Here is a 22438-nt window from a genome sequence, read left to right as displayed (position 1 = left end):
AAAAGGGCCCCGCGTTCAGCGGGGCCCGGTTTCCCGAACGGGCTTTATGCCCACTCGGCGGTTACTTCGACCGGACGCAGGTCGAATACCAGCACTTCGGCATCCTTCCCGTCGGCGAACGTCAGCACCTGTTCGTCGCGGACACGCGCGCCGTCGCCTTCGCCGAGCGTCACGCCGTTGACCGTCACGCTGCCGCGTGCCACGTGCACGTACGCAAAGCGGTTCGGCGCCAGTTCCAGCGTTGCGCGTTCATCGCCGTCGAACAAGCCCGCATAGATCCGCGTGTCCTGCCGGATCTGCAGCGAACCGGCGTCGCCGGTCGGCGATACGACGAGCGCGAGCTTGCCGCGCTTGTCGCCGGCCGTGACATTCGTCTGCTGATAGCGCGGCTCCGCACCTTTTTCAGCCGGCCCGACCCAGATCTGCAGGAAGTGAACCGGCACTTCCTTCGAGTGGTTGAACTCGCTGTGGCGCACACCGGTGCCGGCGCTCATCAACTGCACGTCGCCCGGCACGATCACCGACCCGGTACCCATCGAGTCCTTGTGTTCCAGCGAGCCCTCGAGCACGTACGACAGGATTTCCATGTCGCGGTGCGGGTGCGTGCCGAAGCCGCCGCCCTGCGCGACGCGGTCGTCGTTGATCACCAGCAGGTCGGAGAAGCCGACTTGCTTCGGATCGTAGTAGTTCGCGAACGAAAACGTATGACGGGAGCTGAGCCAGCCATGCTCCGCACGGCCACGTTGGTTTGCTGCACGGATTTCGATCATGATTTTTATCCTTCAAGACGCCGAACCTCGGAAGTGGGCGCGGCTGTTCGTTGAGAAGCATCTTAGGTCAATCGATTTGACAAATAAATGACTGAGGAGATAATGACTGTCGCTATGGAGTGGACAATATGGAACTCAACGATCTGAGGATCTTCGTCGCGACGGTCGATGCCGGCAGCTTCACGGCGGCGGCCGATCAACTGATGCTGTCCAAGCAGTTCGTCAGCCGGCGCACGATGGCGCTGGAGGCGTCGCTCGGCGTGCGGCTGTTGCATCGGAACACGCGCAACCTCGCGGTGACCGAATCGGGGCAGGAGTTTTATGCGCGCGCGCAGCGGATCCTCGCGGAGATCGCCGACGCCGAGCAGGCGATGTCGGTGCGCAGCACCGAGCTGCACGGATCGCTGAAGATCAGCGCGCCGCTGTCGTTCGGGATCACGCACGTGTCGCCGCTGATCGCCGAATTCCTGTCCGCGCACCCGGCCGTGCGGCTAAACCTCGACCTGACCGACCGGCGCGTCGACGTGATCGGCGAGGGCTTCGATCTGGTGCTGCGGATCGGCTCGCTCGAGGATTCGACGCTGATCGCGCGCTCGCTCGGCGCGTGGCGGATGATCGCGTGTGCGAGCCCTGCCTATCTGAAGCGGCAGGGCACGCCGGCGACGCCGGCCGATCTCGCCGGCCATACGTGCTTGCTGTACGGGCGCGAGCGGCGGGTTGGCTGGGAATTCCGCATCGACGGCGCGGCGCGCACGTTCGACGTGCAGGGGCCGCTCGTCGCGAACAACGGCGAAGTGGTGCGCGACGCGGCGATCGCAGGGCTCGGCATCGCGCTGCTACCGCACTTCATCGTCGGTGCGGCGCTCGACAGCGGTGCGCTCCTGCCAGTGCTCGACGCGTATGCGCCGTCGCCGATCACGCTCAATGCGGTGTTCCCGCAGCATCGGGAAGGGTTCGTCACGCTGCGCACGTTCATCGCGTTTCTCGCGGAACGGCTCGGGGAGGCTGCGCCGGCGGCGAAGGGCGGAGCCGGCCGGGCGCGGTAACGGGCGGGTTTGCGGGGAATGGAGGCGTTATTCTCCGCGAAAATTGCGGAGAATATTGAGCCATGCGGTGAATGGGTGAGATAATCTCCGCATCATGAGCGGAGATTACACCTACATCTGGGAGTCGGCCGACTGGCCTGCGTGGCGCTTCGACCTCCCGGCACTGGCGACGCCACTCGCCGACGTCAGTCGTGCGCAAGGCATGCTGGCCGGGCGGCTGGCGGATGTCGGCCTGGCGCTGCGCGACGAGGCCAGCCTCGCCGCGCTGACGGAGGACGTCGTCAAGACCAGCGCCATCGAGGGCGAAAGCCTGAACGTGGCATCGGTTCGGTCGTCGATTGCGCGCCGGCTCGGCGTCGACATCGGGGCGCTGGCGCCGGTCGATCGCCATGTCGAGGGCGTGGTCGACATGGTGCTGGACGCAACGACCCACGCGGCGGCGCCGGTCACGGACGCCCGTCTGTTCGGGTGGCATGCGGCGCTGTTCCCGACCGGCTACTCGGGGATGTCGCGCATCACGGTCGGTGCGTGGCGGACGGATGCAAGCGGGCCGATGCAGGTCGTGTCCGGGCCGATCGGCCGGCAGCGCGTGCATTTCGAAGCGCCTCCCGCCGCGCGCCTGACTGGCGAGATCGCGCGCTTTCTCACGTGGCTCAATGCCGCGCCGGTCGAGCCCTTGCTGATCCGGGCCGGCCTGGCCCACCTGTGGTTCGTCACGCTCCATCCGTTCGACGACGGCAACGGCCGGATCGCGCGCGCGCTCGGCGATCTGGTCCTGGCGCGCGCCGACCGGAGTCCGCAACGCTTCTACAGCCTGTCGGCGCAAATCCAGCGTGAGCGCAACGCGTATTACGACGTGCTCGAGTGTACGCAGCGCGGCACGCTCGACGTCACGGAATGGCTCGCGTGGTTCCTGACCGCGCTCGGCAGGGCCATCGATCATGCGCACACGACGCTCGATGCGGTGCTGGTCAAGGCGCGCTTCTGGCAGCGCAGTGCCGGCTTCGCGATGAACGAACGTCAGGTCAAGGTCATGAATCGCCTGCTCGACGGCTTCGAGGGGAAGTTGACGACCACCAAGTGGGCGGCGCTCGCGAAGTGCTCGCAAGACACGGCGCTGCGGGACATCACGGAGCTCGTCGAGCGCGGCGTGCTGCGCCGCTCGTCGTCCGGCGGCCGCAGCACGAGTTACGAGCTGGCGCCGTTCGACGGCTGACGCCGGCGCATGTCGTGACCGGCGAGCGTCGATCGTGACGGCGCGGGGTCGCGTGGCCGCTCCGATCATTTTCGCAATGACCGGGCAGCAGGCCGCTGGCCCAAGCGATTGCACGCGTCTGGCACTATCCCGAGCCTTTTTGTCTTCGAATACTGGATTCCACGCCGGGTGTCGTACAGGCGACATCCGCCGCCCCGCGTACGACCCTGTCGCACGAACCCGCTTTCGAGGAGACATGCATGCTCAGGTATCTGATCGGCATCGGTATTCCGTATCTCGGCGTGATGGGCCTGCTGCCCTGGGTGGCCGCGCAGGACCGCTACGTGCTGGGCGTGCCGTTCATCTTCATGTGGATCTTCGCGTGGTTCGTGCTGACCTCCGGCTGCCTGTTCGCATGCTGGATACTGTACGACCGCCACGCGAGCGGCGCCGCCTAGCGCACGCATCCGCTGCTCGCTGCCCGCCGGCCGCCCGCACGCTTTCCGGCGAACCCTACGCTTTCCGTTCTTTCGCAGAGGTGCGCATGTCAACGGTCGTCTTCGCCGCGCTGATCGCGCTGTCGCTCTATCTCGCCATCCGATCCGGCCGTGGCCGCGGCAAGCAGAGCGTGCATGACTTCTTCGTCGCGTCGCGCCAGTTCGGCACGGCGCTCGTGTTCTTCCTGACCGCCGGCGAGATCTACAGCATCGGTACGATGGTCGGCTTCCCCGGCGGTATCTACGCGAAGGGTCCGACCTATGGCGTGTGGTTCCTCGGCTATATCCTGCTCGCCTACCCGATCGGCTATTTCGTCGGCCCGAAGATCTGGGAGGCCGGCAAGCGTCACAACGCGATCACGCTGCCCGACCTGTTCAAGGGTCACTACCGCAGCCGCGGGCTCGAGCTGGTCGTTGCGTGCGCATCGATCCTGTTCCTGATCCCGTGGGGGCAGCTGCAGTTCACCGGGCTCGTCGCGGCGCTGAAAGGGCTCGGCTGGCATGTCGAGCCGCTGTACCTGATCCTCGTGTGCGCGGCGCTCGCGTTCACCTATATCGCGATCTCCGGCGTGCGCGCGTCGGCGTACATCGCGATCCTGAAGGACATCCTGATGCTGCTCGCGATCGTCGTGACGGGCGTGGCCGTCGCGTGGCAGGTCGGCGGCGTGCATCCGGTGTTCGACGCCGCGAGCCGGCAGGTCAGCAACACGATGAGCGGATCGCAGCTGCGCTTCTCGATGAGCACGATGCTGTTCCAGTCGCTGGGCTTCTACCTGATGCCGTTCGCCGCGCAGAATTTCTTCACCGCGCGCGGGCCGAACGCGATTCGCCGCACGCAGGTCGTGATGCCGCTGTACATGCTGATGTATCCGTTCCTCGTGATCGCGTCGTACTACGCGATCACCGCGAACCTGACGCTCGCGTCGCCGAACGATGCGTTCTTCGCCGCCGTCACGCACCTGCTGCCCAGCTGGCTGATCGGCCTCGTCGCGGCCGGCGCCGCGCTGTCGGGGCTGCTCGTGCTGGCCGGCATCTGCCTCGCGATCGGGCCGATCGTCACGCGCAACCTGATGCCGAACCTGCCCGAGTCGCGCCAGAAGCGTGCGGCGAAATACGTGATCGTCGGCTACCTGTTGCTGTCGATCGCGACCACGTTGCTGACGCCGAACCTGATGCTTACGCTGATCAACACCACGTACTACGGTGTCACGCAGTTCCTGCCGGGCGTGCTGATCCTGCTTGCGGGGCGCCAGGTGCGGCCCGTCGCGGTCGGGGCCGGGATGATCTGCGGCCAGGTGCTCGCGATGATCTTCTACGTGTTCCATGTCGACTTCGGCGGCATCAACCTCGGCCTCGTGTGCCTCGTCGTCAACGTGGTCGTCGTCGCGGCCGTGCATGTGATGCTGCACGGTCGTCCAGTGAAGCAATACGCCGTATCCTGAACCAGCGGCGTTCCGCCGCAAGGAGAACCGCATCCCATGCAAGCATCCGCAATCCCGGCCGCATCCGTGACGGTGTTCACGGCGCGCCGCATCCTGACGATGAACCCGGCGCAGCCGTCGGCCACGCACGTCGCCGTGCGCGATGGCCGCATCCTCGCGGTCGGCGACGCCGCCGACGCGGCCGCATGGCAGGCACGGTTCGGCGCGTGTACGACCGACGACACGCTGCGCGACAAGGTGCTGATGCCGGGGCTCGTCGAAGGGCATTGCCACCTGATGGAAGGTGCGATGTGGGACGCCGTGTACGTCGGCTACTACGATCGTCGGGGCCCCGACGGCACGCTGTGGCCGGGGCTGCGCTCGCTCGACGCGGTGCTCGAACGGCTCGCCGACGCCGAGCGCGCGATGACCGACGACGGGCCGCTGCTCGCGTGGGGCTTCGATCCGATCTTCTTCGGCACGGCGCGGCTGACGACGCGCGAGCTCGATCGCGTGTCGGCGCAGCGGCCGATCGCGATCCTGCATGCGAGCGTGCACCTGATGAACGTGAACGGCGCGATGCTCGCGCGCGCGGGCATCGACGAGGACACCGACATCGACGGCGTGACGCGCGACGCCGACCGCCGGCCGACCGGCGAGCTGCAGGAGTTCGCGGCGATGCTGCCGGTCTATCAGACGATCGGCGGCAAGCTGGCGATTTCCGCGAGCGAGAAGCCGCACGCGATCTGGAACTTCGGGCGCGTCGCGCAGCTCGCGGGCGTGACGACGGCCACCGATCTCGTCAACGACCTGTCGGCCGACGGTAACCGCACGCTGCATGAAGTCACCGCCGATCCGGACTACCCGGTGCGGATCGTGCCGGCGTTCGCGCCGCAGCGCAATCCGGCCCGCTCGGCCGACGGCGTGCTCGCGGAGATCGAGCGCAATACCGACAAGCTGCATTTCGGGCCGGTGAAGTTCATCGTCGACGGCTCGATCCAGGGCTTCACCGCGCGCGTGCGCTGGCCCGGTTACGCGGGCGGGCAGCCGAACGGGCTGTGGCTGATTCCGCCCGCGCAGCTCGTCGACGTGTTCGAGCCGTTCCATCGCGCGGGGCTGCAACTGCATGTGCATACCAACGGCGACGAAGCGACCGACGTCGTGCTCGATGCGATGACGACGCTGCTCGCGCGCCACCCGCGCCCCGATCATCGCCATACGCTGCAGCATTGCCAGATGGCGGACGCCGCGCAGTTGAAGCGCGTTCGCGCGCTCGGGATGTGCGTGAACTTCTTTGCGAATCATCTGTACTACTGGGGCGATGCGCATTACAGCCAGACCATCGGCCCCGATCGCGCGAACCGGATGGATGCGGCCGGCTCCGCGCAGCGGCTCGGCATTCCGTTCGCGCTGCATTCGGATGCGCCGATCACGCCGCTGAATCCGCTGTTTACCGCATGGTGCGCGGTGCAGCGCGAGACGGCATCCGGGCGCGTGCTCGGCGAAGGCGAGCGGCTGGCGGTCGACGATGCGCTGTATGCGATCACGCTCGGCGCGGCCTATACGTTGCGGATGGATCATCTCGTTGGCAGCATCGAGATCGGCAAGTTCGCGGATTTTGCGGTGCTCGACGACGATCCGTCGGTGTGCGCGCCCGCGCGCCTGAAGGAACTCGCCGTGTGGGGCACCGTGCTGGGCGGGTGCGTGTTCCGGTCGCCGCGATGAGCATGCCGGTTGCGCCCGCCGAGGCCGCGCGTGCGCCGATCGACCTCGCGGTGATCGGCGGCTATCTCGGCGCAGGCAAGACGACGGTCGTCAACGCGATCCTGCAGGCACCGCATGGCCGGCGCATCGCGGTGCTCGTCAACGATTTCGGCGCGGTGAACATCGATGCGCGGCTCGTGCGTGCGCGTGGCGACGACGTGATCGAGCTCGACAACGGCTGCATCTGCTGCACGATCGGCGGCGCGCTTGTCGATGCACTGACGCGCGTCGCGACACGCGACGTACGGCCCGAACTGCTGCTCGTCGAAGCGAGCGGGGTGGCCGATCCCGCGAAGATCGCACAGATCGGACTGCTGAACGGTGCATTCCGGCTGACGTCGGTGCTCGTTGTCGCCGATGCGATTGCGTGGCGCGACACGCTCGCCGATCCGCTCGTCGGTGCGATGGCGCAGCGCCAGCTCGATGGCGCGGGTGCGATCGTCGTGACCAAGCTCGACCGCGTGGCGCCCGCACAGCGCGACGCGGTGCTCGACGACGTGCGCGCGTGCGCTCCGACCGATATCGTCGTTGCCGCGCGGCATGGCGAGATTCCGCTCGCGCTGCTGTTCGACGCAGCCGTGCCCGATCGCATGAGCGTGCCGGACATCGCGCGTGCGCACCGGCCGATCGGACATGACGCGATGCCGGCGTTCGCGAGCGTCACCGTCGCCGCGCCGGATGTGCTCGACAAGGCGCGGCTGCGCGCGTGGCTGAAGGCGTTGCCGCGCACGATCCTGCGCGCGAAGGGCATCGTGCGGGTGACCGATGCGAAAGGGGCGGTCGCCACGCGCGTCTGCCAGGTCGCGGCGCGGCGCATCCGCTTTTCGTCGATGGAGGACGAAGGGCTGGCTCCGCTCGACGGGGACGGTGTGATGGTCTTCATCGGCATCATCGACGCGGCTGCGCAGGCCGTGTTGCGCGACGGCATCGTGCAGTGCAGCGCAATTGCCGAAACGGTTGCGCCGACATGCTTCCAGTCAACCAAGTAAGGCATCCGTAATAAGCGATGCCGAGTGATGGAAGGCGTGAATCCGCCTTCAATCTGCGTAACAATTTTCCCAGTGGGTCTTCGCAGGGCTTTGTGGTATACGTCTGAGCTTATCGCGGCACGTTGCGGTGGGCACGGGCATCGACCGGCCCTACTTTTGATGACGCACGTCAGGCGTACGAAGGGCCCGCGGCACTTCGCGCCCGGATAAGGGATAAGAACAATGGAGAACACAGCACAAGCCCTGAGAGACCTTGCGCTGGGCCCGCAGCACAACCGGCAAGTGCAGATCAGCTTTCCGGACGATAACGCGCCTTACAGAATCCTTCTGCCGAACGCATTCGATGGGGTTGAATCCTTATCGAAGGATTTCGCTTACACGATCGAAATCCTGTCGGACAACGACCATCTCGAATCGAAGGATTTCATCGGCAAGCGCGTGACGGTGAGCCTGTTGCGCGGCGACGGCACGCAACGATATTTCAATGGGCATATCTTCGCGTTCCGGCACGTTCGCACGGACGGCGGCTGGGTGTTCTACGAGCTGCAGGTCGGACCCTGGCTGCGCTATCTGAAGTACGGCAAGCACAATCGCCTGTTCCTCGACCAGAATCTGCACGATCAGACGGCGACAGTATTTAAGGACTACGGCATATTGCCCGAGTGGGCGTGGAAGGTCGGCGAGAACGATCCGCCGATGACGATGGCCTGTCAGTTCGACGAAGACGACCACAACTACGTGCATCGGCGCTGGGAACACGCGGGTTATCTGTACTGGTACGAGCACACGGCTACGTCGCACAAGCTGACCGTCTCCGATCCGACGCGTCCCGCACCCACGATCGACGGCAGGCATCATGAAATCCGCTTCCACAATGGCATGGGCGCGGAGGAAGCGGACAGCATTCTGAGCTGGTCGCCATTCCAGCAGACAACGTCGACGCATGCGGAACTGTCCCGTTTCGACTTCAAGGCCCCGACACCGACCCATGTTCAAACGGGCCTGTTGAGCCCCGACGCCACGCTGCCGCAACTCGAATGGAACGAGTATGTCGGCGCGTACGGCTACCGGAACATGGACCACGGCTATCAGGTCGTCAATCGCCGGATGGAGGAAATCGAAGCGACGATCAAGCGCTTCGATGCAAAGGGCAACAATCGCTTCGTGCAGCCGGGCCGCTGGTTCAGGCTCACGGACCGTTATGGGTCGGCGCTGAGCCGCGAGCAACGCGACGACGAATACCTGATCGTCTCGGTCCGGCACGTGGCGACCAACAACTATCTGCAGGACACGGGTGTGCTGGCGGAATACCGCAACGCGTTCACGTGTGTTCCCAAGGCGACGCCATGGCGGCCCGGGCGCGGCTTCAACAGCGTCCAGACGAAGATTCTCGCGCCGCAGACAGCGACCGTTGTCGGTCAGTCCGGCACGAGCATTCACACGGACGAACACGGCCGCGTGCTGGTTCAATTCCACTGGGATCGCGACGGCAAGTATTCGACCTGGGTGCGGGTCGCGAGCGGCTGGGCCGGCGGCGGCCAGGGGATGGCGGCGCTGCCCCGGATCGGGTCCGAAGTGATCGTGCAATGGCTCGACGGCAATCCGGACCACCCGATCATCACGGGCCGCATGATGAACGCGCGCAACGTGCCGTCGTGGAAGCTGCCGGACGAGCATGCGCTGATGGGCATTCGCAGCCGGGAATTGAACGGTGCCGACGGCAACGCGTCGGGCGGCCGTAGCAATCACCTGATTTTCGACGATACGGCGAACGCCATTCAGGCGCAGCTTCGGTCCGACCATGCGGCGAGCCAGCTCTCGCTCGGCAAGATCACCCGCATCGAGGATTGGCAGGGTCGAAAGGACGCGCGCGGCGAGGGCTTCGAACTGCGTACCGACCAGGTGGGCGCGATCCGGTCCGGTAAGGGCATGGTCATCAGCACCGAGGTGCGTCCTGCCGCGCAAGGGCACCTCTCGGACGTGAGTGAGCCGGCGTCACGCCTGACCAAGGCGCAGACGCTTCATGCGCAATCGGCCAAGCTCGCGCAGCACTATCAGGCGCAGGACAGCGGGGCAGACCAGACGCCGATCGCCGATGCGCTGAAATCGCAGGTGGACGGCATTCAGGGTGCGGGGGCGACGGGCAGCAGCGACAAAGGTGACTTCCCGGAGCTCGACGAAGCGCACCTGCTGTTGGCCGGCGCGGCAGGCATTGCCGTCACGACCCCCGCGACGGTGCACGTCACGGGTGGGCAGCACGTGGGCGTCACGGCTGGCGATAGCCTGTCGGTCGCGACCGGCAAGTCGTTTTTCGCGAGCGTGTCGGACAAGTTCTCGCTGTTCGTGCACAAGATGGGAATGAAGCTGATCGCCGCGAGCGGCAAGGTGCAAGTGCATGCGGAAAACGACGAGCTGGAATTGCTGGCGAAGAAGGTTGTCGCGATCATCAGCACGACGGACTGGATCAACCTCACCGCCAAGCAGGGGATTCGCCTGACCGCGGGTAATAGCCAGTTCGAGGTCAGCGCGAAAGGTATCGTCGGCTACACGCCCGGCGAAAACAGGATTCACGCCGGCAGTCACGATACGGTCGGGCCGCAGAGCGTGCCGGCGAAGTTTCCGGGTTCGGATTTGTGTGCACCGGTCGCGGGCGACGCTGCGCAAGCCGGTCAGGCGTCGGTTTCGCTCTCCTGACGGATGAACATGTCTTCCCCCGCCATGCAAATCGCCGTGGACCAGCCGGGGCCGCTCACGTCGGGCTATCTGCTGGTCGAGCCGGCGACGCTCGACTACGCGCCCGATCTTGCTGCACTGGATATGCGTCCCTGCACGCCGCGCGTGCTGGCACATCGCGAAGAGCTGATGCCAAGGCTGATTGATCTGGGTTCGCTCGATGCGGACGTTCAACAGACGGTCACTCGATACTGGCATGAAGAAATCGACGCTGAACGCCCACCTGTTGCTTGCGCATGGATCAGGAGCGCCGTTGAGATCGACGGCGTCGCCGCGCATATTGCGCGCTATCTGGTCGGCCCGGATGCGGGTGGCGAGCCTGTTTTCTGGCGGCACTACGATCCGCGCGTGTTCGCCCTGGCGTTGGCGATTTTCAGTCCGGACCAGCAGCAGGCGCTTCTGGGCCCGATACAGGCGTGGCAGTTCGCATGGGCGGGTCACATATGGCACGTCGACGGCCCCGGTGTCGAAGCCGATCCCGTCGGGCAGTCGCTTGGCTGGCCGCGCGTCGATCAATGGCCGCGCATCAATCGAAGCGAAATCGTCGATCGGATACGCCGCCGATTTTCTGGTTTCTCGGTGTGGCAGGCCTCTAGGTTTCCGTCCATGGCCGATTCGTTTCTCAACGCCGCCGCGGAGAACGGCCACCATTCCGCTACCGATGAACTGGTTGACGCCGCGTGGCAACAGCTGTCGCATGAGCTTGCGAGTGAGTAATACCTGTCAACTCACTTGACCTAATTCCGAGGATCGACCATGCCCAGGAAAGGCTGTCCGATGTGCGACCGAGAGTCGCTGCTGATCTATCCGGTCCGATACGCGATCGCTTGTCCGCTGGGGGCGGCCAAAGCGCCCGCGCTATCCGGTCAATTCAAGATCGATGCCAACGCGCCACAGTCGGTCGGATCGGCCAAATACACGCTCCGCGCGTTGCGTCAGGGATACCTGTACACCTACGACGAGAAGCGAAAGCAACTGTTCGCATACATGGTCCTGAACGGCGGCGTGTTGTTCAAGTTTGCGCCGGATATCACGCCGCCCCTTGCGCAATCTGCAGAACGCCTCGCCGAGAGTAGCTGCCCATCCGGCAGGGATTGGGCCGGCTCGTACGGGCGTTGCGTCAATGTTCAACACACGCCGGGCAGCGACGAAGCGGGCAATTTCTGGATCGGCTGGTCCAATGTGTTATGGACCAAGGACCTCGTCTATAACAAGATCAAGGACGAGAAATGGCGCAAGCTGCATATGCAATGCATCAACGTTCCGGCGATGGTCGCCGGCAACGCGACCGATACCGGTGAATTTCAGGCCAGCCAGAAAAATATCGCGCATTTCGTGATGGACGGGCCGGCGATGAAGGACGCATTCGGGTTCAGCAACCGTGCACCCAAGGACGAGATCGCATTGCGGCGGAAGGACGTCGCCAAGATCATCCAGGGTGCGATGACCGAATCTCCGCTCAAGAAAGGTTTCGTCATCGCTGTCAACGATCCCGTTGGCATGACCAACGACCTTGCCGAACTGACCGTCCCCAACACGAACAGCGGTTTCGATAACGAGACCTACTGGAAATTCATTTCGGCCCAATTGCTGGAGCGCGCCGAAGCCAGCGTTCGATTGAACGCACGGGAAGAAACCCGGGCAAGTTACGCGTCGAGTGAGCTTGCAGCGCAAGTCGACGTCGATCCGATGGCGATGGCGCCCGGCGGGGGCGGCGGTGCTGGCGACATCTCGGGTGCATATCGGATTGTGAAGGGGTGGTTCAGTACCGGTAGTCTGTCAAAGGCCCTGGATGAAGACGCCCGCCAGGCGCGGGATGTTCCCGGTGCGCAACGGAAGGCGGCTGACGAAGCCTGGGAGGAAGCGTCAACCAAAAAAGGAGCGGACAACAAACCCGTCAGCGTCATCGACATGAGTGCGCGTGACAAATTTCTCAACGAGGAGTACCCGCACAAGCTCGATGCGTTCAAGCCGTTCTGGCAACCGCTCGTGCAAGCGCATGTCGGCTGGCTCAAGTCAAAGTTGCTCGCGGACTGGATGGCCGGCACACATGACCCGAAGGACATCCGCAGCGGATATGCCTATAGCGAATCGTGTGCGCAAGCGATCGGTACGGCGGCGGGTACCGAGGAGTGCCAGAAGGTACTCAACGACTGGTTGAGCGGTCGGGCATCGGACACCGGCAACCTGTACGCACGTGCGTTGATGTTCAATCATGAGCAGCTTATCCAGGCCGCAGACGCGCAAGTGCATGGCTCCGATATCCAGTACGAAAATTTTATGAATATCTACAAGAGTGCATTCGAGGATATAGAAAAGAAGCATCAGGGGGCAAACCTGATCGACCGCCTTGTCTTTACCACCGCGAATACTTTCGTAAACATTCTTGCAAAGGGGCTGAAAGGACCCGCAGTCGGATTCGTGACCATTCGTCTGGCGCTACACGCGGGCACCCCAATCAAGGCCGCGCACATCACGCCAGCCCAAATGCGAAACTGGATCGTCAATCAGGGGGAGATGCTCGGTTTGCCAGTGGACAGCGACCAACTCAGTCAACAGGCCGCCGCAGCCAATATCCGCAAGGAGGTCGTGAAGGCGTCTCCGCCATCGGACCCGGCTGTGTTCGCGTACGAACTCGACACGGACGCATGGGTAAAGGCGGGCTCGCTTGACGCGAGCGACGTCAAGGTCATCAAGGTCCCCGGTGTCGAAACGACTCGGAAATGGTTGGGCTCGTCGTCACCGTACAAATTCAACCAGGGGGTAGCCACGGCAATTTTCCAGCTTGCCACCCTCACCTTTGCGTACAAGGATTACGCCGGCAGCGATCAGTTCAACCACGGCGAAAACCTGTTGAAGCTCACGGGCTCGCTCGTGTCGATTCTCGGCAATATCGTTGAATCCGTCTCTGAAACAGTGAAGGCCGCGCCTGCTCATCCGCTCTCGGCTTACCTCATGAAGCAATGGGCCGGTGCCGAAGGCTGGGCCGAGACAGGCGCGCGGGTAGGACGAACAATCGGCGCCGTCGCAGGCATAGTGCTCGCCGGCTATGATTTGTTAAAGAATATGCCCGAGGCTTATTCGAATAAAGAAAAAGGTCTTGCCAGACTCTATGCCATTGGCGGAGTTCTCGGTATTTACATATCACTATCGCCGTTCTTCTCGGTTTTGCCGGCAGTTATCGTTGCATGGCTCCCTCCTTTCTGGATTGTTTTTGTTGCTGCGATCATCGTCGGCATCCTGATCGCTCACTTCAAGGCAGCGGCAATCAAGGACTGGATATCCCGATGCAGGTTCAGCAAAGGCGAGCACTATAGTTCATTGGATGATGAGCTGAAGGCATTCGATTCGGCAATCGGGGGGTGATGATGGATGAGCGTTTGATGAAGAAATGCATTGGCATGCCAGTTCCCGAGTGGGACTTGGCACATCGTCTGTCGATAAAACAACCTTCTGGCCCTGACATCCAGGATTTCGGATCGATCTTCAGCATCAACTCCGTATTCATGGATGTGATCGAACCTTCATTTCTGGAAAAGCAGTGGTTTATTACCGGTGTTGCGATCGCTTTTGTCGCGATGGGAATTGGGCCATATATTTATTATGTCACCCATCGCGATGGATCATCCGGTGATTTCGTGATGAACGGCATTGCCATTTTTGCAGTGTTGCTGTTCGGTTCGATCGTTTGGCAGCTAGGCCGCGGCCTGTTCTTCGGCCTGCGATACCGGCCGATTCGATTTCACCGTGAATCGCAAAAACTATATGCGATCCGGGCGCGACGCTTTTCCGCGAAGCAGGGCGAGGGGGATGTGGTATGGGAGGCTCCGTGGACCGAAGATTCCATTTTTTGCCTGCATCGTGAAGACAGCCCGTTCGGAACGGTCTTTCACATCAGACATTACACGGTCGACGAACAAGGCAACGTGACGCAGGTGTTCTCCATCGGACGTGAATGGAGCGGCAAGATTCAGGTCAAGATGGCGCTGGCCGAGTGGAACTACTGGCGCAAATACATGAACAGTGGTCCCAACGGTTTGCCCAAGCCGATGTTGTTTCATACCCGGAATGAAACACCACGCGAGGCATTCCTGTTTTCGCTCTACAGCTTCGGGATGCGTGCGCCTGTTTTCGTCCGTCTGCTGATGATGCCGATGATCCTGGTTTTCACGGCAATGCGCATGCTGGCGAACGCAACGTGCCGCGATCCGGTCTGGCCGAAATCGATCGAAGCAATCTCCGTGGTCGCTTCGAACGATCCGTATGCCGAGCCTCGCGCGGGCACCCCGGTCGGCTGGGGCGATACCGTCCTCGCACAGCAGCGCGGCGAATATCCGAATGATCCCAAGGCCCAGGTCGAGAACTGGACAAGTCGGGCCGACGGCATGGCGTATGCGGAGACATGGCTCGACGATCCAGCCGCCGAGATTTGAGAAGGTGGGAAGACGATGAAGGACGAGAACGGACGTGGCGTGATCCGATTGCACGACAAGACGACCCACGGTGGCGAAGTGATCACGGCGAGCGACGATTTGACGGCACTGGGCGTTCCGGTTGCGCTGAAGGGGCACCTGACATGGTGTCCAAAGTGCGGCGGGCAGTTCAGGATTCTTCCGCAAGACAGTACCCGCAACCATCACGGCACGCCGGTCGCCTTTCATGACGATTTGACGGAATGCGGCGCGCAGTTGATTTCGTCGCTCGAATAAAGGTGTTGCGCGTGAGCGGTTCGGTGGATCGGATGAACGGATCCGTGCATGATCGCGCTTGCTCGAACGCTCCGCGACCATTTTCGAGGCTCGGCAAGCGAAAGCGTATGGGAAACGGCTCGCGGCGCTCGAACGGCGCTTCGTGTCGGACGGGCCGATGAACTGTCATGTTCAGTGGCCGGTCCGTTCGGCGCAGACCGGCCGGGGGTTGACGCGACGCGCGGCCATGCCCGGCATGCAGCCGTTTGATCCGATCGCGAGCAGGTCGGATCGTCGCGACACGGCGGCGGCGCTGCGCGATCCGTTGGCTCGTATCCTTCTCGCTACGCACAACGATCGATGACGGCGCGTGACGGCCGTCAGGTCATGCCGGAACCAGGCTGTCCGAAACAGATCGAGGCTGTTGCGGTGGGCCGCAGATCAACGCGTGTGCAGATGTCGGTTTCGTCGTGATCCTGTCCGAACCGATGGCACCCGGTGCGAAGGCCGATGGCCGTTTGGATCGCAGCAGACTTCATTTGCGTGACACCGGTCCTGATTTTTTTTCGTCCGGGCGGCGTGCATGACGTTGCCGCTGGCCGCATCCGCATCCGCATCAGCGCCGCGTGGGCGCGCTCGCGGGGTGCTTGGTGCGTGACGGCGTTTGGGGATCGAATGTTTCTTTTGTACGGTTCTTATTGAAATGAGGCAATCAAGTTGAACATGTCATTCCTGCGCGTGACAGCCGCGCTGCTGCCGCTGTTGCTGCCGCTGGCCACGCATGCGGCCGGCTTCGACTGCGCGAAAGCCGCGTCGCCAACCGAGAAGACGATCTGTGCGGATGCGGCGCTGTCGAAGCTCGACGGCGAACTGGCGGCGGCGTGGAAGAAGGCGCTCGCAAAGGGCGGCGATACGGCTGCGCTGAAGGCCGCGCAATTGAAGTGGCTCAAGCAGCGCGACCAGTGCGGCGGCGACGAGCAGTGCCTCGGCGACCGCTACCGCGAACGGCTCGCGAGCCTGAACGGCACGCCGTTGGCCGCTGACCGCTGGCAGCAGACGTGGTATCGCGACAGCGACAACCCGTCGTTCGACGGCATGCTGACGTTCACCGGCACGGCACCGCGTCTTCATTTCGAACTGAGCGGCAACAACGGCGCGAACACTGGCGAGCTTGGCGGTGATATCGAACTGCACGGCAACAGCGGCACGTACCGCCACGATCAATGCCGGCTCGATTTCAGTCGCAAGGGTGCACGCGTGCAGGTTGCCCAGCACGGCGACGATGGCGATTGCGGCGCCGGTGCGGGCGTCGTCTACTCGGGAGACTACGTGACGGCGGCGCAGGCACAGGCGAAACCGCCCGCGGATCTCGTGAGCCTGGCCGTGCTGGCCAATGCGCAGCAGAACGCGACCGCGCACAAGCTGCTCGGCGCCGATTATCAGACGCTCGTCGACATCGTCAATTACGGCGCCGACGAAAAGGATCTCGACGGGCTCAACACGCACGTGACGAAGTACTGGGTGCGTGGCATCGCGACGACGAATGCAGCGATCGTGATGCGGCGCGGCAACGATCTGTGGATCGGGCTGCTCGTGTTCGACGCGCAGAACAACGTCCGGATGCGCTATTACACGAACGTACCGGCGTGGAAGAAAACCGTGCCGAAGACCATCCTGGTGTGGCACGACAATCTCGACAAGACGCTGCCGGTCGACGTGATGCGGTGACGGGCGGGCAGGACGGCCAGAGCTGCTCGGCCTACCTCCATTCTTTTCGCGCTGTGCGCGCCTGAGCCGGCGGCGCGGTCGATTCCCGGGCGCGCAACTCGGGCGGGGCCGCATGACCGGGCCCGTTGCGCTGTTCTCGAGCGCATCGGGCAAGGCACGCGCGACCGGGCGCCCGATCGCACCGACGTCGCACCCCATCGGCGTGCCGGCGTGCAGCCGACACGGCACCGCCGCACGACGCCACCTTCATCCGTCCCATCGCGCCGCCCGCAAGCCCCAAGCCGCTGCGCGTCGCGATCCGCCACCGCCACCGGCTGACCGGCGTATGTTCACGTCGGACGACAAAAGCACACAAATCTGATCAAACCACCTCGACGCTCTTGTAACGATTAGTAATATTATGCGGCGGAGCGTTTTTTACCGATGAACTGTTGAATCCGCATCCGCTTCCCATGCAACACGTAATGACGACAAGCCAGCCACCGATCCTGGCGGCACCGGTTGATGCGGTGCTGCACGCCGTGATCGACGAGGTCGTCCACCGGAGCGTGTCGGAAGCGACGACGCGCAATGGCTACATGCGATGTGCCGACTACGCGATCGTCGGTGCGCGGGTGCTGACGCTGCTGACCGGCCAGCCTTACCGGCCGTTCGCGGGCGGGGAAGTGCTGGATTTCGGCGGCGGCAACCTGTATGCGCTGTGCACGACGCGCGAGCGACGCCGCACCGCGCGGCATCTGTCGCAACTGGCGAGGTATCACTGCTGGATCGAGGCGCGTCACGACGATATCGACGGCCGCGCACGCAAGGAAATCGTCGATTTCACGCTGCGCCACGACGAGACCGTGGCGAACAATCTGGGGATGCCGTTCGCGCGCCCGCACCAGGCGTTTTTCTGGGGCTGGGACGACGAACACACGGTACCGGCCGAGCTGCACGATCATCCGGTGTTCGCGAAACAGGGCCCCGTGTGGCGCTGGGCGGAGCGTGAATGCACGTCGCTGCTGCGCGCATACGAGCGCGAGCGGCCCGGTTATTTCGGGCGTCAGGTGTCGCGTGCGATCGACTTGTTCGCCGATCGCGTCGAAGGTCTCGGCTGACAGCCCCCCCGCTTCTGGCGACCCGTGGGCAGGCCGTCTGCCGCGCTTGCGCGAACCGGGGAAGGAAGCCCGACGCGCTTGTCCACCGCCGGGCGTGAGCCATGTGTACAGGCGCGACACCGTGCGCGGCGGCGCGAGCCGGTCGATCCGTCAACCGGCGGCCGCCACTACGCTCATCGAGCGGCCCGGACACTCATCCCTTGTTCGCCAGCGTGCCGTTGCTGTTGGCGCCGCCGAACAGCCGCGTCAGGTACTGCGTGTTCGAGTTCATCTTGGCCATCAGCGCGTTGAGCGCCGTGAACTGCGCCTGGTACTGCTTGGTCAGTTGCGACGCGTAGTCGGCCAGATCGGACTGCTGCTGCGTGACGCGCTTCAGGTCGGTGCTCAGCGCGTTCGTGCGCACGTCGATCATTCCGCCCTTCTTCGTGAAGGGGGCGATCTGCTCGGCCATGCGCGTGCCCATCCCGTTCTTCGGGTTGAACAGATGCGCGACGCCCGACGGGTTGGCGGTCAGCGCAACGTCGAGCTTCGCGCTGTCGAGCTTCAACGTGCCGTCCTTCTCGAGCGAGATGCCGATCGACATCAGGTTGGTGTGCCCGTGGCCGCTGCTGTTGGCGACGCCGCGCGCGACGACCGAAGCAAGCGAGTTGCGGATCGTGTTCAGCGTCGAATCGCCGAGCAACACCCCCTGCGAGCTCGCCCCTGGCGTGAAGCTCGACAGCGTGCCCATCGTCTTGACGGCGGTGTTGTACAGGTTCACGAAATTCGTGATCGTCGTTGCCTGCGACTTCGTGTCGGTGCTGACCGTCAGCGTCTGCGTATCGGTCGCGCTGACCGCGGCCGCCGACAGGTTCAGCGTGACGCCGTTCAGCACGCCCGACACCGCATTGCTTGCGCTGGTCGACGCGATGCCGTTGAGCGTGAACTTCGCATCCTGCGCGACGGTGCTCTGCCGCCACGCGGCGGCGCTGTTCGCCGACTGGATCTTCGACGCGCCGCCGGACGTGTCGGCCGTCGACGTGACGCCGAGGCTAGACAGCCCGTTGTCGTTGGCCACGTTGCCGACCGCGACGCTGATCGCGTTCGCCGAGCCCGTCTTGGTCGACGCGAGCACGAGGTGCGCGCCGTCGGTGCCGTTGATGACCGTTGCGCTGACTCCCGGGTTGTTCGACGCGGTGTTGATCGCGGCCGCGATGCCCGGCAGCGTGTTGTTCGAGCGGTTGACGTCGACCTTGAACGACTGGCTGCCGAGCGACAGCGTCAGCGTGCCGGTGCCGAGCGCCTTGCTTGCGTCGACACCCGACGAAGCCAGCGCCTGCGCGGTCGCGATCTGCGTGACGCCGACCGTGTAGATGCCGGCGACCGCCCCCGCACTGGTCGTCGCGGTCAGGCCCTTGCCGCTCGCAACCGCGGTGAACGTCGACTGCAGCCCACCGTTCGTCAGCTGCGTGAGGCCCGCCTCGAGCGCCCCCAGCGCGGACGACAGTGCTCCGAACGCGGAAATCCGCGTGGTGCCGGTGGTCTGCGACGCGGCAAGCGCGGCGGCCCGGCCGGCTGTTTTCGCGTTCACCAGCGTCTTGACGAGCGTGCCGACGTCCATCGACTGATTGCCGGTCGAGCCGTTGATGATCGATTGCGCCGCCTCTTGCATCAGGCTGCTCGCGTTCGCGCTGCTGCTCACGGGCGTGTTCGTTGCCATGGGAGGTCTCCGGTTGAAAAGCGATCCTGTGACCAGCGGCTGCCGAGTCGGCCTGCAGGCTGTTTCCGGTGCGACGCGTTCCGGCGCTCGCGGGCGGTGTCGGGGAAACGTAAGGACGTGCGCTATCGTATATTTAAATCGGTATTACTTGGTAATTTTTTGTAATGATTGTTGAGAAAAATGCGGATTGGCGATGGGTGGGGTGATTCGAGATAAAAATTGGCGTCTTTTGGCAGGAAAAACATCATTTTGATTGTATTTTCTCAAGGATTTTTGCCGACATTTAAAACTTGCAGATGGCGTGAATATTTGATGAAATTTTTTAGCTTGCCTCGCTAAACATGGTGCCGACAGACGGTGCCCCTGCCGAAAATCGAGACCTCGAGGCTTGGCGGCTCGGCATGGGCCTGCGAAGAAAATTGGAAAATCTCACTCGATGAGGAAACGAGTACCTCCATTAGCGTTGTCATGGTTGTTCCAGAATTTACCCGGGTCAGAATTTAGGCGACTACAAGAGCTCCGGAGAAATTCATAGACATATGCGCGCACTGTAGTTGAAGGGAATGTCCGCAGACTCGTTACGTCGTCTTAATAGAGATCGCAGTAGCGATCGGTTATCTCGTGGCTGTCACCACGTGCGACAGCGTTGCCGCATCACCGGCTTTCGACCAAACAGGCGGGCGAATGGGAACTTGGCCGCCTGGCGCCGGCGACTGCGCAGTTTGCGGTGGTTACGGAGATCGTCGACTCCGTGACGTGGATTGGCCGGTATGTCACTGATTCGAATGACCGTCGCGCGCAATTCATCGAGGGGATGCACCGGATCGAGTGGCACGAACGTGCATTGCTCGCGGTACTGGTCGGACGATCACTCAGTGCCCCGGGGATGCCCGCCGGGTCGGTTCGAAGTGAGCGCTCGACATAGGTTCATCCTATGGCCGGCAGTGCGATCGAATATTTGCGCAACCCTCGGCGACGGGTTCAAATGCCATTTCAATCAGCGCATTCAATCAAGCCCAAAGCGTGAGCGTGTCTGTTGCGGCAGGTGGCACATCGTACGGGCGACCGAGGAGATAGCAGGTGCGAATTCTGGTGGCAGTCAAACGTGTCGTCGACTACAACGTGAAGGTCCGCGTGAAGTCGGACAACACGGGTGTCGACATTGCGAACGTGAAGATGTCGATGAACCCGTTCGACGAAATCGCGGTTGAAGAAGCGGTGCGCCTGAAGGAAGCGGGCGTGGCGACCGAAGTGATCGCGGTGTCGGTGGGCGTCGCGCAAGCGCAGGAAACGCTGCGCACGGCGCTGGCGATCGGCGCGGATCGCGCGATCCTGGTCGAGTCGACCGACAGCGTCGAGCCGCTGGCCGTCGCGAAGATCCTGAAGGCGCTGGTCGACAAGGAACAGCCGCAACTGGTGATCCTGGGCAAGCAGGCGATCGACGACGATTCGAACCAGACGGGCCAGATGCTGGCTGCGCTGGCAAGCCTGCCGCAAGCGACGTTCGCGTCGAAGGTCACGGTGGCCGACGGTAAGGCAACGGTCGCACGCGAAGTCGACGGCGGCGCGGAAACGCTGTCGCTGACGCTGCCGGCGGTGATCACGACCGACCTGCGCCTGAACGAGCCGCGCTACGTGACGCTGCCGAATATCATGAAGGCGAAGAAGAAGCCGCTGGAAACCGTGAAGCCGGAAGACCTGGGCGTGGACGTTGCGCCGCGTCTGAAGACGCTGAAGGTGGTCGAGCCGCCGAAGCGCGCAGCCGGCGTGAAGGTGCCGGACGTGAAGACGCTGGTCGAGAAGCTGAAGACCGAAGCCAAGGTGCTGTAAGAGGGAGCGGAAAGAAATGACGATTCTGGTGATTGCAGAACACGACAACGCGTCGATCAAGGGCGCGACGCTGAACACGATGGCGGCGGCAGCCGAGGTTGGCAAATTCGTCGGTGGCGACATCCACGTGCTGGTCGCGGGCCACAACGCACAAGCGACAGCCGACGCAGCGGCGAAGATTGCAGGTGTGTCGAAGGTACTCCTGGCCGACGCGCCGCAACTCGAAGCGGGCCTCGCGGAAAACGTCGAAGCGACCGCGCTGAACATCGCGAAGGACTACTCGCACATCCTCGCGCCGGCGACGGCCTACGGCAAGAACATCGCGCCGCGTATCGCCGCGAAGCTGGACGTCGCGCAGATCTCGGACATCACGGCGGTCGATTCGGCCGACACGTTCGAGCGCCCGATCTACGCGGGTAACGCGATCGCGACGGTGCAGTCGAGCGACCCGATCAAGGTGATCACGGTGCGCGCGACGGGTTTCGATCCGGTGGCAGCGGAAGGCGGCAGCGCGACGGTCGAGAAGATCGAAGCGGCAGCCGACGCTGGCAAGTCGCAATTCGTGAGCCGTGAAGTGACGAAGCTGGACCGTCCGGAACTGACGAGCGCGAAGATCATCGTGTCGGGCGGCCGCGGTCTGGGCAGCGGCGAGAACTTCGCGTTGGTACTGGAGCCGCTGGCAGACAAGCTGTCGGCAGCCCTGGGCGCATCGCGCGCGGCAGTCGACGCGGGCTACGTGCCGAACGACTACCAGGTCGGCCAGACCGGCAAGATCGTCGCACCGCAGCTGTACATCGCGGTCGGCATCTCGGGTGCGATCCAGCATCTGGCGGGCATGAAGGATTCGAAGGTGATCGTCGCGATCAACAAGGATCCGGAAGCGCCGATCTTCAGCGTGGCCGACTACGGCCTCGTCGGCGATCTGTTCACCCTCGTGCCGGCGTTACGCGAAGCATTGCAGTGATCGGCGAGTCCTGC

General features: G+C 63.6%; 18 protein-coding genes. 16 read left to right on the top strand and 2 right to left on the bottom strand.

Features of this window, described 5'->3' with window-relative positions; genetic code table 11:
- Positions 1–44 precede the first annotated feature (44 nt).
- On the bottom strand, positions 45–770 hold the full coding sequence (locus BDO18943_RS01445; protein WP_175020897.1) for a pirin family protein: 726 nt from the start codon (positions 768–770) through the stop codon (positions 45–47).
- Positions 771–898: 128 nt separating this feature from the next.
- Between BDO18943_RS01445 and BDO18943_RS01440 the strand changes: the two genes are divergently transcribed.
- From BDO18943_RS01440 to BDO18943_RS01375, 14 genes are all read left to right on the top strand, one after another.
- Positions 899–1816, top strand: a complete 918-nt coding sequence (locus tag BDO18943_RS01440; RefSeq protein WP_175020896.1) for a LysR family transcriptional regulator — start codon at positions 899–901, stop codon at positions 1814–1816.
- A 94-nt stretch (positions 1817–1910) separates the two neighbouring features.
- Positions 1911–3032: a Fic family protein gene (locus BDO18943_RS01435; protein WP_210771936.1), complete on the top strand. Its 1122-nt coding sequence runs from the start codon at positions 1911–1913 to the stop codon at positions 3030–3032.
- 239 nt (positions 3033–3271) lie between these two features.
- A complete protein-coding gene (locus BDO18943_RS01430; protein WP_175020895.1) occupies positions 3272–3469 on the top strand; it encodes a DUF3311 domain-containing protein in 198 nt (65 codons plus the stop codon).
- 86 nt (positions 3470–3555) lie between these two features.
- Positions 3556–4950: a sodium:solute symporter family protein gene (locus BDO18943_RS01425; RefSeq protein ID WP_175020894.1), complete on the top strand. Its 1395-nt coding sequence runs from the start codon at positions 3556–3558 to the stop codon at positions 4948–4950.
- 36 nt (positions 4951–4986) lie between these two features.
- A complete protein-coding gene (locus tag BDO18943_RS01420) occupies positions 4987–6654 on the top strand; it encodes an amidohydrolase (RefSeq protein ID WP_175020893.1) in 1668 nt (555 codons plus the stop codon).
- A 2-nt stretch (positions 6655–6656) separates the two neighbouring features.
- Positions 6657–7682 carry a CobW family GTP-binding protein gene (locus BDO18943_RS01415; RefSeq protein WP_175020892.1) on the top strand — a complete coding sequence of 342 codons (1026 nt, stop codon included), beginning with the start codon at positions 6657–6659 and terminating at the stop codon, positions 7680–7682.
- Positions 7683–7904: 222 nt separating this feature from the next.
- Positions 7905–10376, top strand: a complete 2472-nt coding sequence (locus BDO18943_RS01410) for a type VI secretion system Vgr family protein (RefSeq protein WP_175020891.1) — start codon at positions 7905–7907, stop codon at positions 10374–10376.
- 9 nt (positions 10377–10385) lie between these two features.
- Positions 10386–11132: a DUF4123 domain-containing protein gene (locus tag BDO18943_RS01405; protein WP_175020890.1), complete on the top strand. Its 747-nt coding sequence runs from the start codon at positions 10386–10388 to the stop codon at positions 11130–11132.
- A 39-nt stretch (positions 11133–11171) separates the two neighbouring features.
- A complete protein-coding gene (locus BDO18943_RS01400; protein ID WP_175020889.1) occupies positions 11172–13781 on the top strand; it encodes a T6SS effector BTH_I2691 family protein in 2610 nt (869 codons plus the stop codon).
- A 17-nt stretch (positions 13782–13798) separates the two neighbouring features.
- Positions 13799–14848, top strand: a complete 1050-nt coding sequence (locus tag BDO18943_RS01395) for a DUF6708 domain-containing protein (protein ID WP_235995741.1) — start codon at positions 13799–13801, stop codon at positions 14846–14848.
- 15 nt (positions 14849–14863) lie between these two features.
- Positions 14864–15124, top strand: a complete 261-nt coding sequence (locus BDO18943_RS01390) for a PAAR domain-containing protein (protein WP_043184013.1) — start codon at positions 14864–14866, stop codon at positions 15122–15124.
- 58 nt (positions 15125–15182) lie between these two features.
- A complete protein-coding gene (locus BDO18943_RS01385) occupies positions 15183–15467 on the top strand; it encodes a hypothetical protein (protein ID WP_175020887.1) in 285 nt (94 codons plus the stop codon).
- A 359-nt stretch (positions 15468–15826) separates the two neighbouring features.
- Entirely contained in the window at positions 15827–16831 is a 1005-nt protein-coding gene (locus BDO18943_RS01380) for a lysozyme inhibitor LprI family protein (RefSeq protein ID WP_175020959.1), read from the top strand.
- 452 nt (positions 16832–17283) lie between these two features.
- Positions 17284–17931: a hypothetical protein gene (locus BDO18943_RS01375; protein WP_175020886.1), complete on the top strand. Its 648-nt coding sequence runs from the start codon at positions 17284–17286 to the stop codon at positions 17929–17931.
- Positions 17932–18124: 193 nt separating this feature from the next.
- Here BDO18943_RS01375 and fliD read toward each other — a convergent pair whose 3' ends face one another.
- Positions 18125–19630 (bottom strand): flagellar filament capping protein FliD, encoded by a 1506-nt coding sequence (gene fliD, locus BDO18943_RS01370; RefSeq protein ID WP_175020885.1) that lies wholly within the window; start codon positions 19628–19630, stop codon positions 18125–18127.
- A gap of 1080 nt (positions 19631–20710) precedes the next feature.
- Here fliD and BDO18943_RS01365 point away from each other — a divergent pair.
- Positions 20711–21460, top strand: coding sequence for an electron transfer flavoprotein subunit beta/FixA family protein (locus BDO18943_RS01365; RefSeq protein WP_175020884.1), 750 nt, complete (start codon positions 20711–20713; stop codon positions 21458–21460).
- A gap of 16 nt (positions 21461–21476) precedes the next feature.
- Positions 21477–22424 (top strand): electron transfer flavoprotein subunit alpha/FixB family protein, encoded by a 948-nt coding sequence (locus tag BDO18943_RS01360; protein WP_175020883.1) that lies wholly within the window; start codon positions 21477–21479, stop codon positions 22422–22424.
- Positions 22425–22438 lie beyond the last annotated feature (14 nt).

Origin of the sequence: Burkholderia aenigmatica (genome assembly GCF_902499175.1) — a bacterium.
Lineage (GTDB): Bacteria > Pseudomonadota > Gammaproteobacteria > Burkholderiales > Burkholderiaceae > Burkholderia > Burkholderia aenigmatica.
The sequence above is the reverse complement of the archived record's forward strand: the minus strand, read 5'-3'. Positions and strand labels throughout refer to the sequence as shown.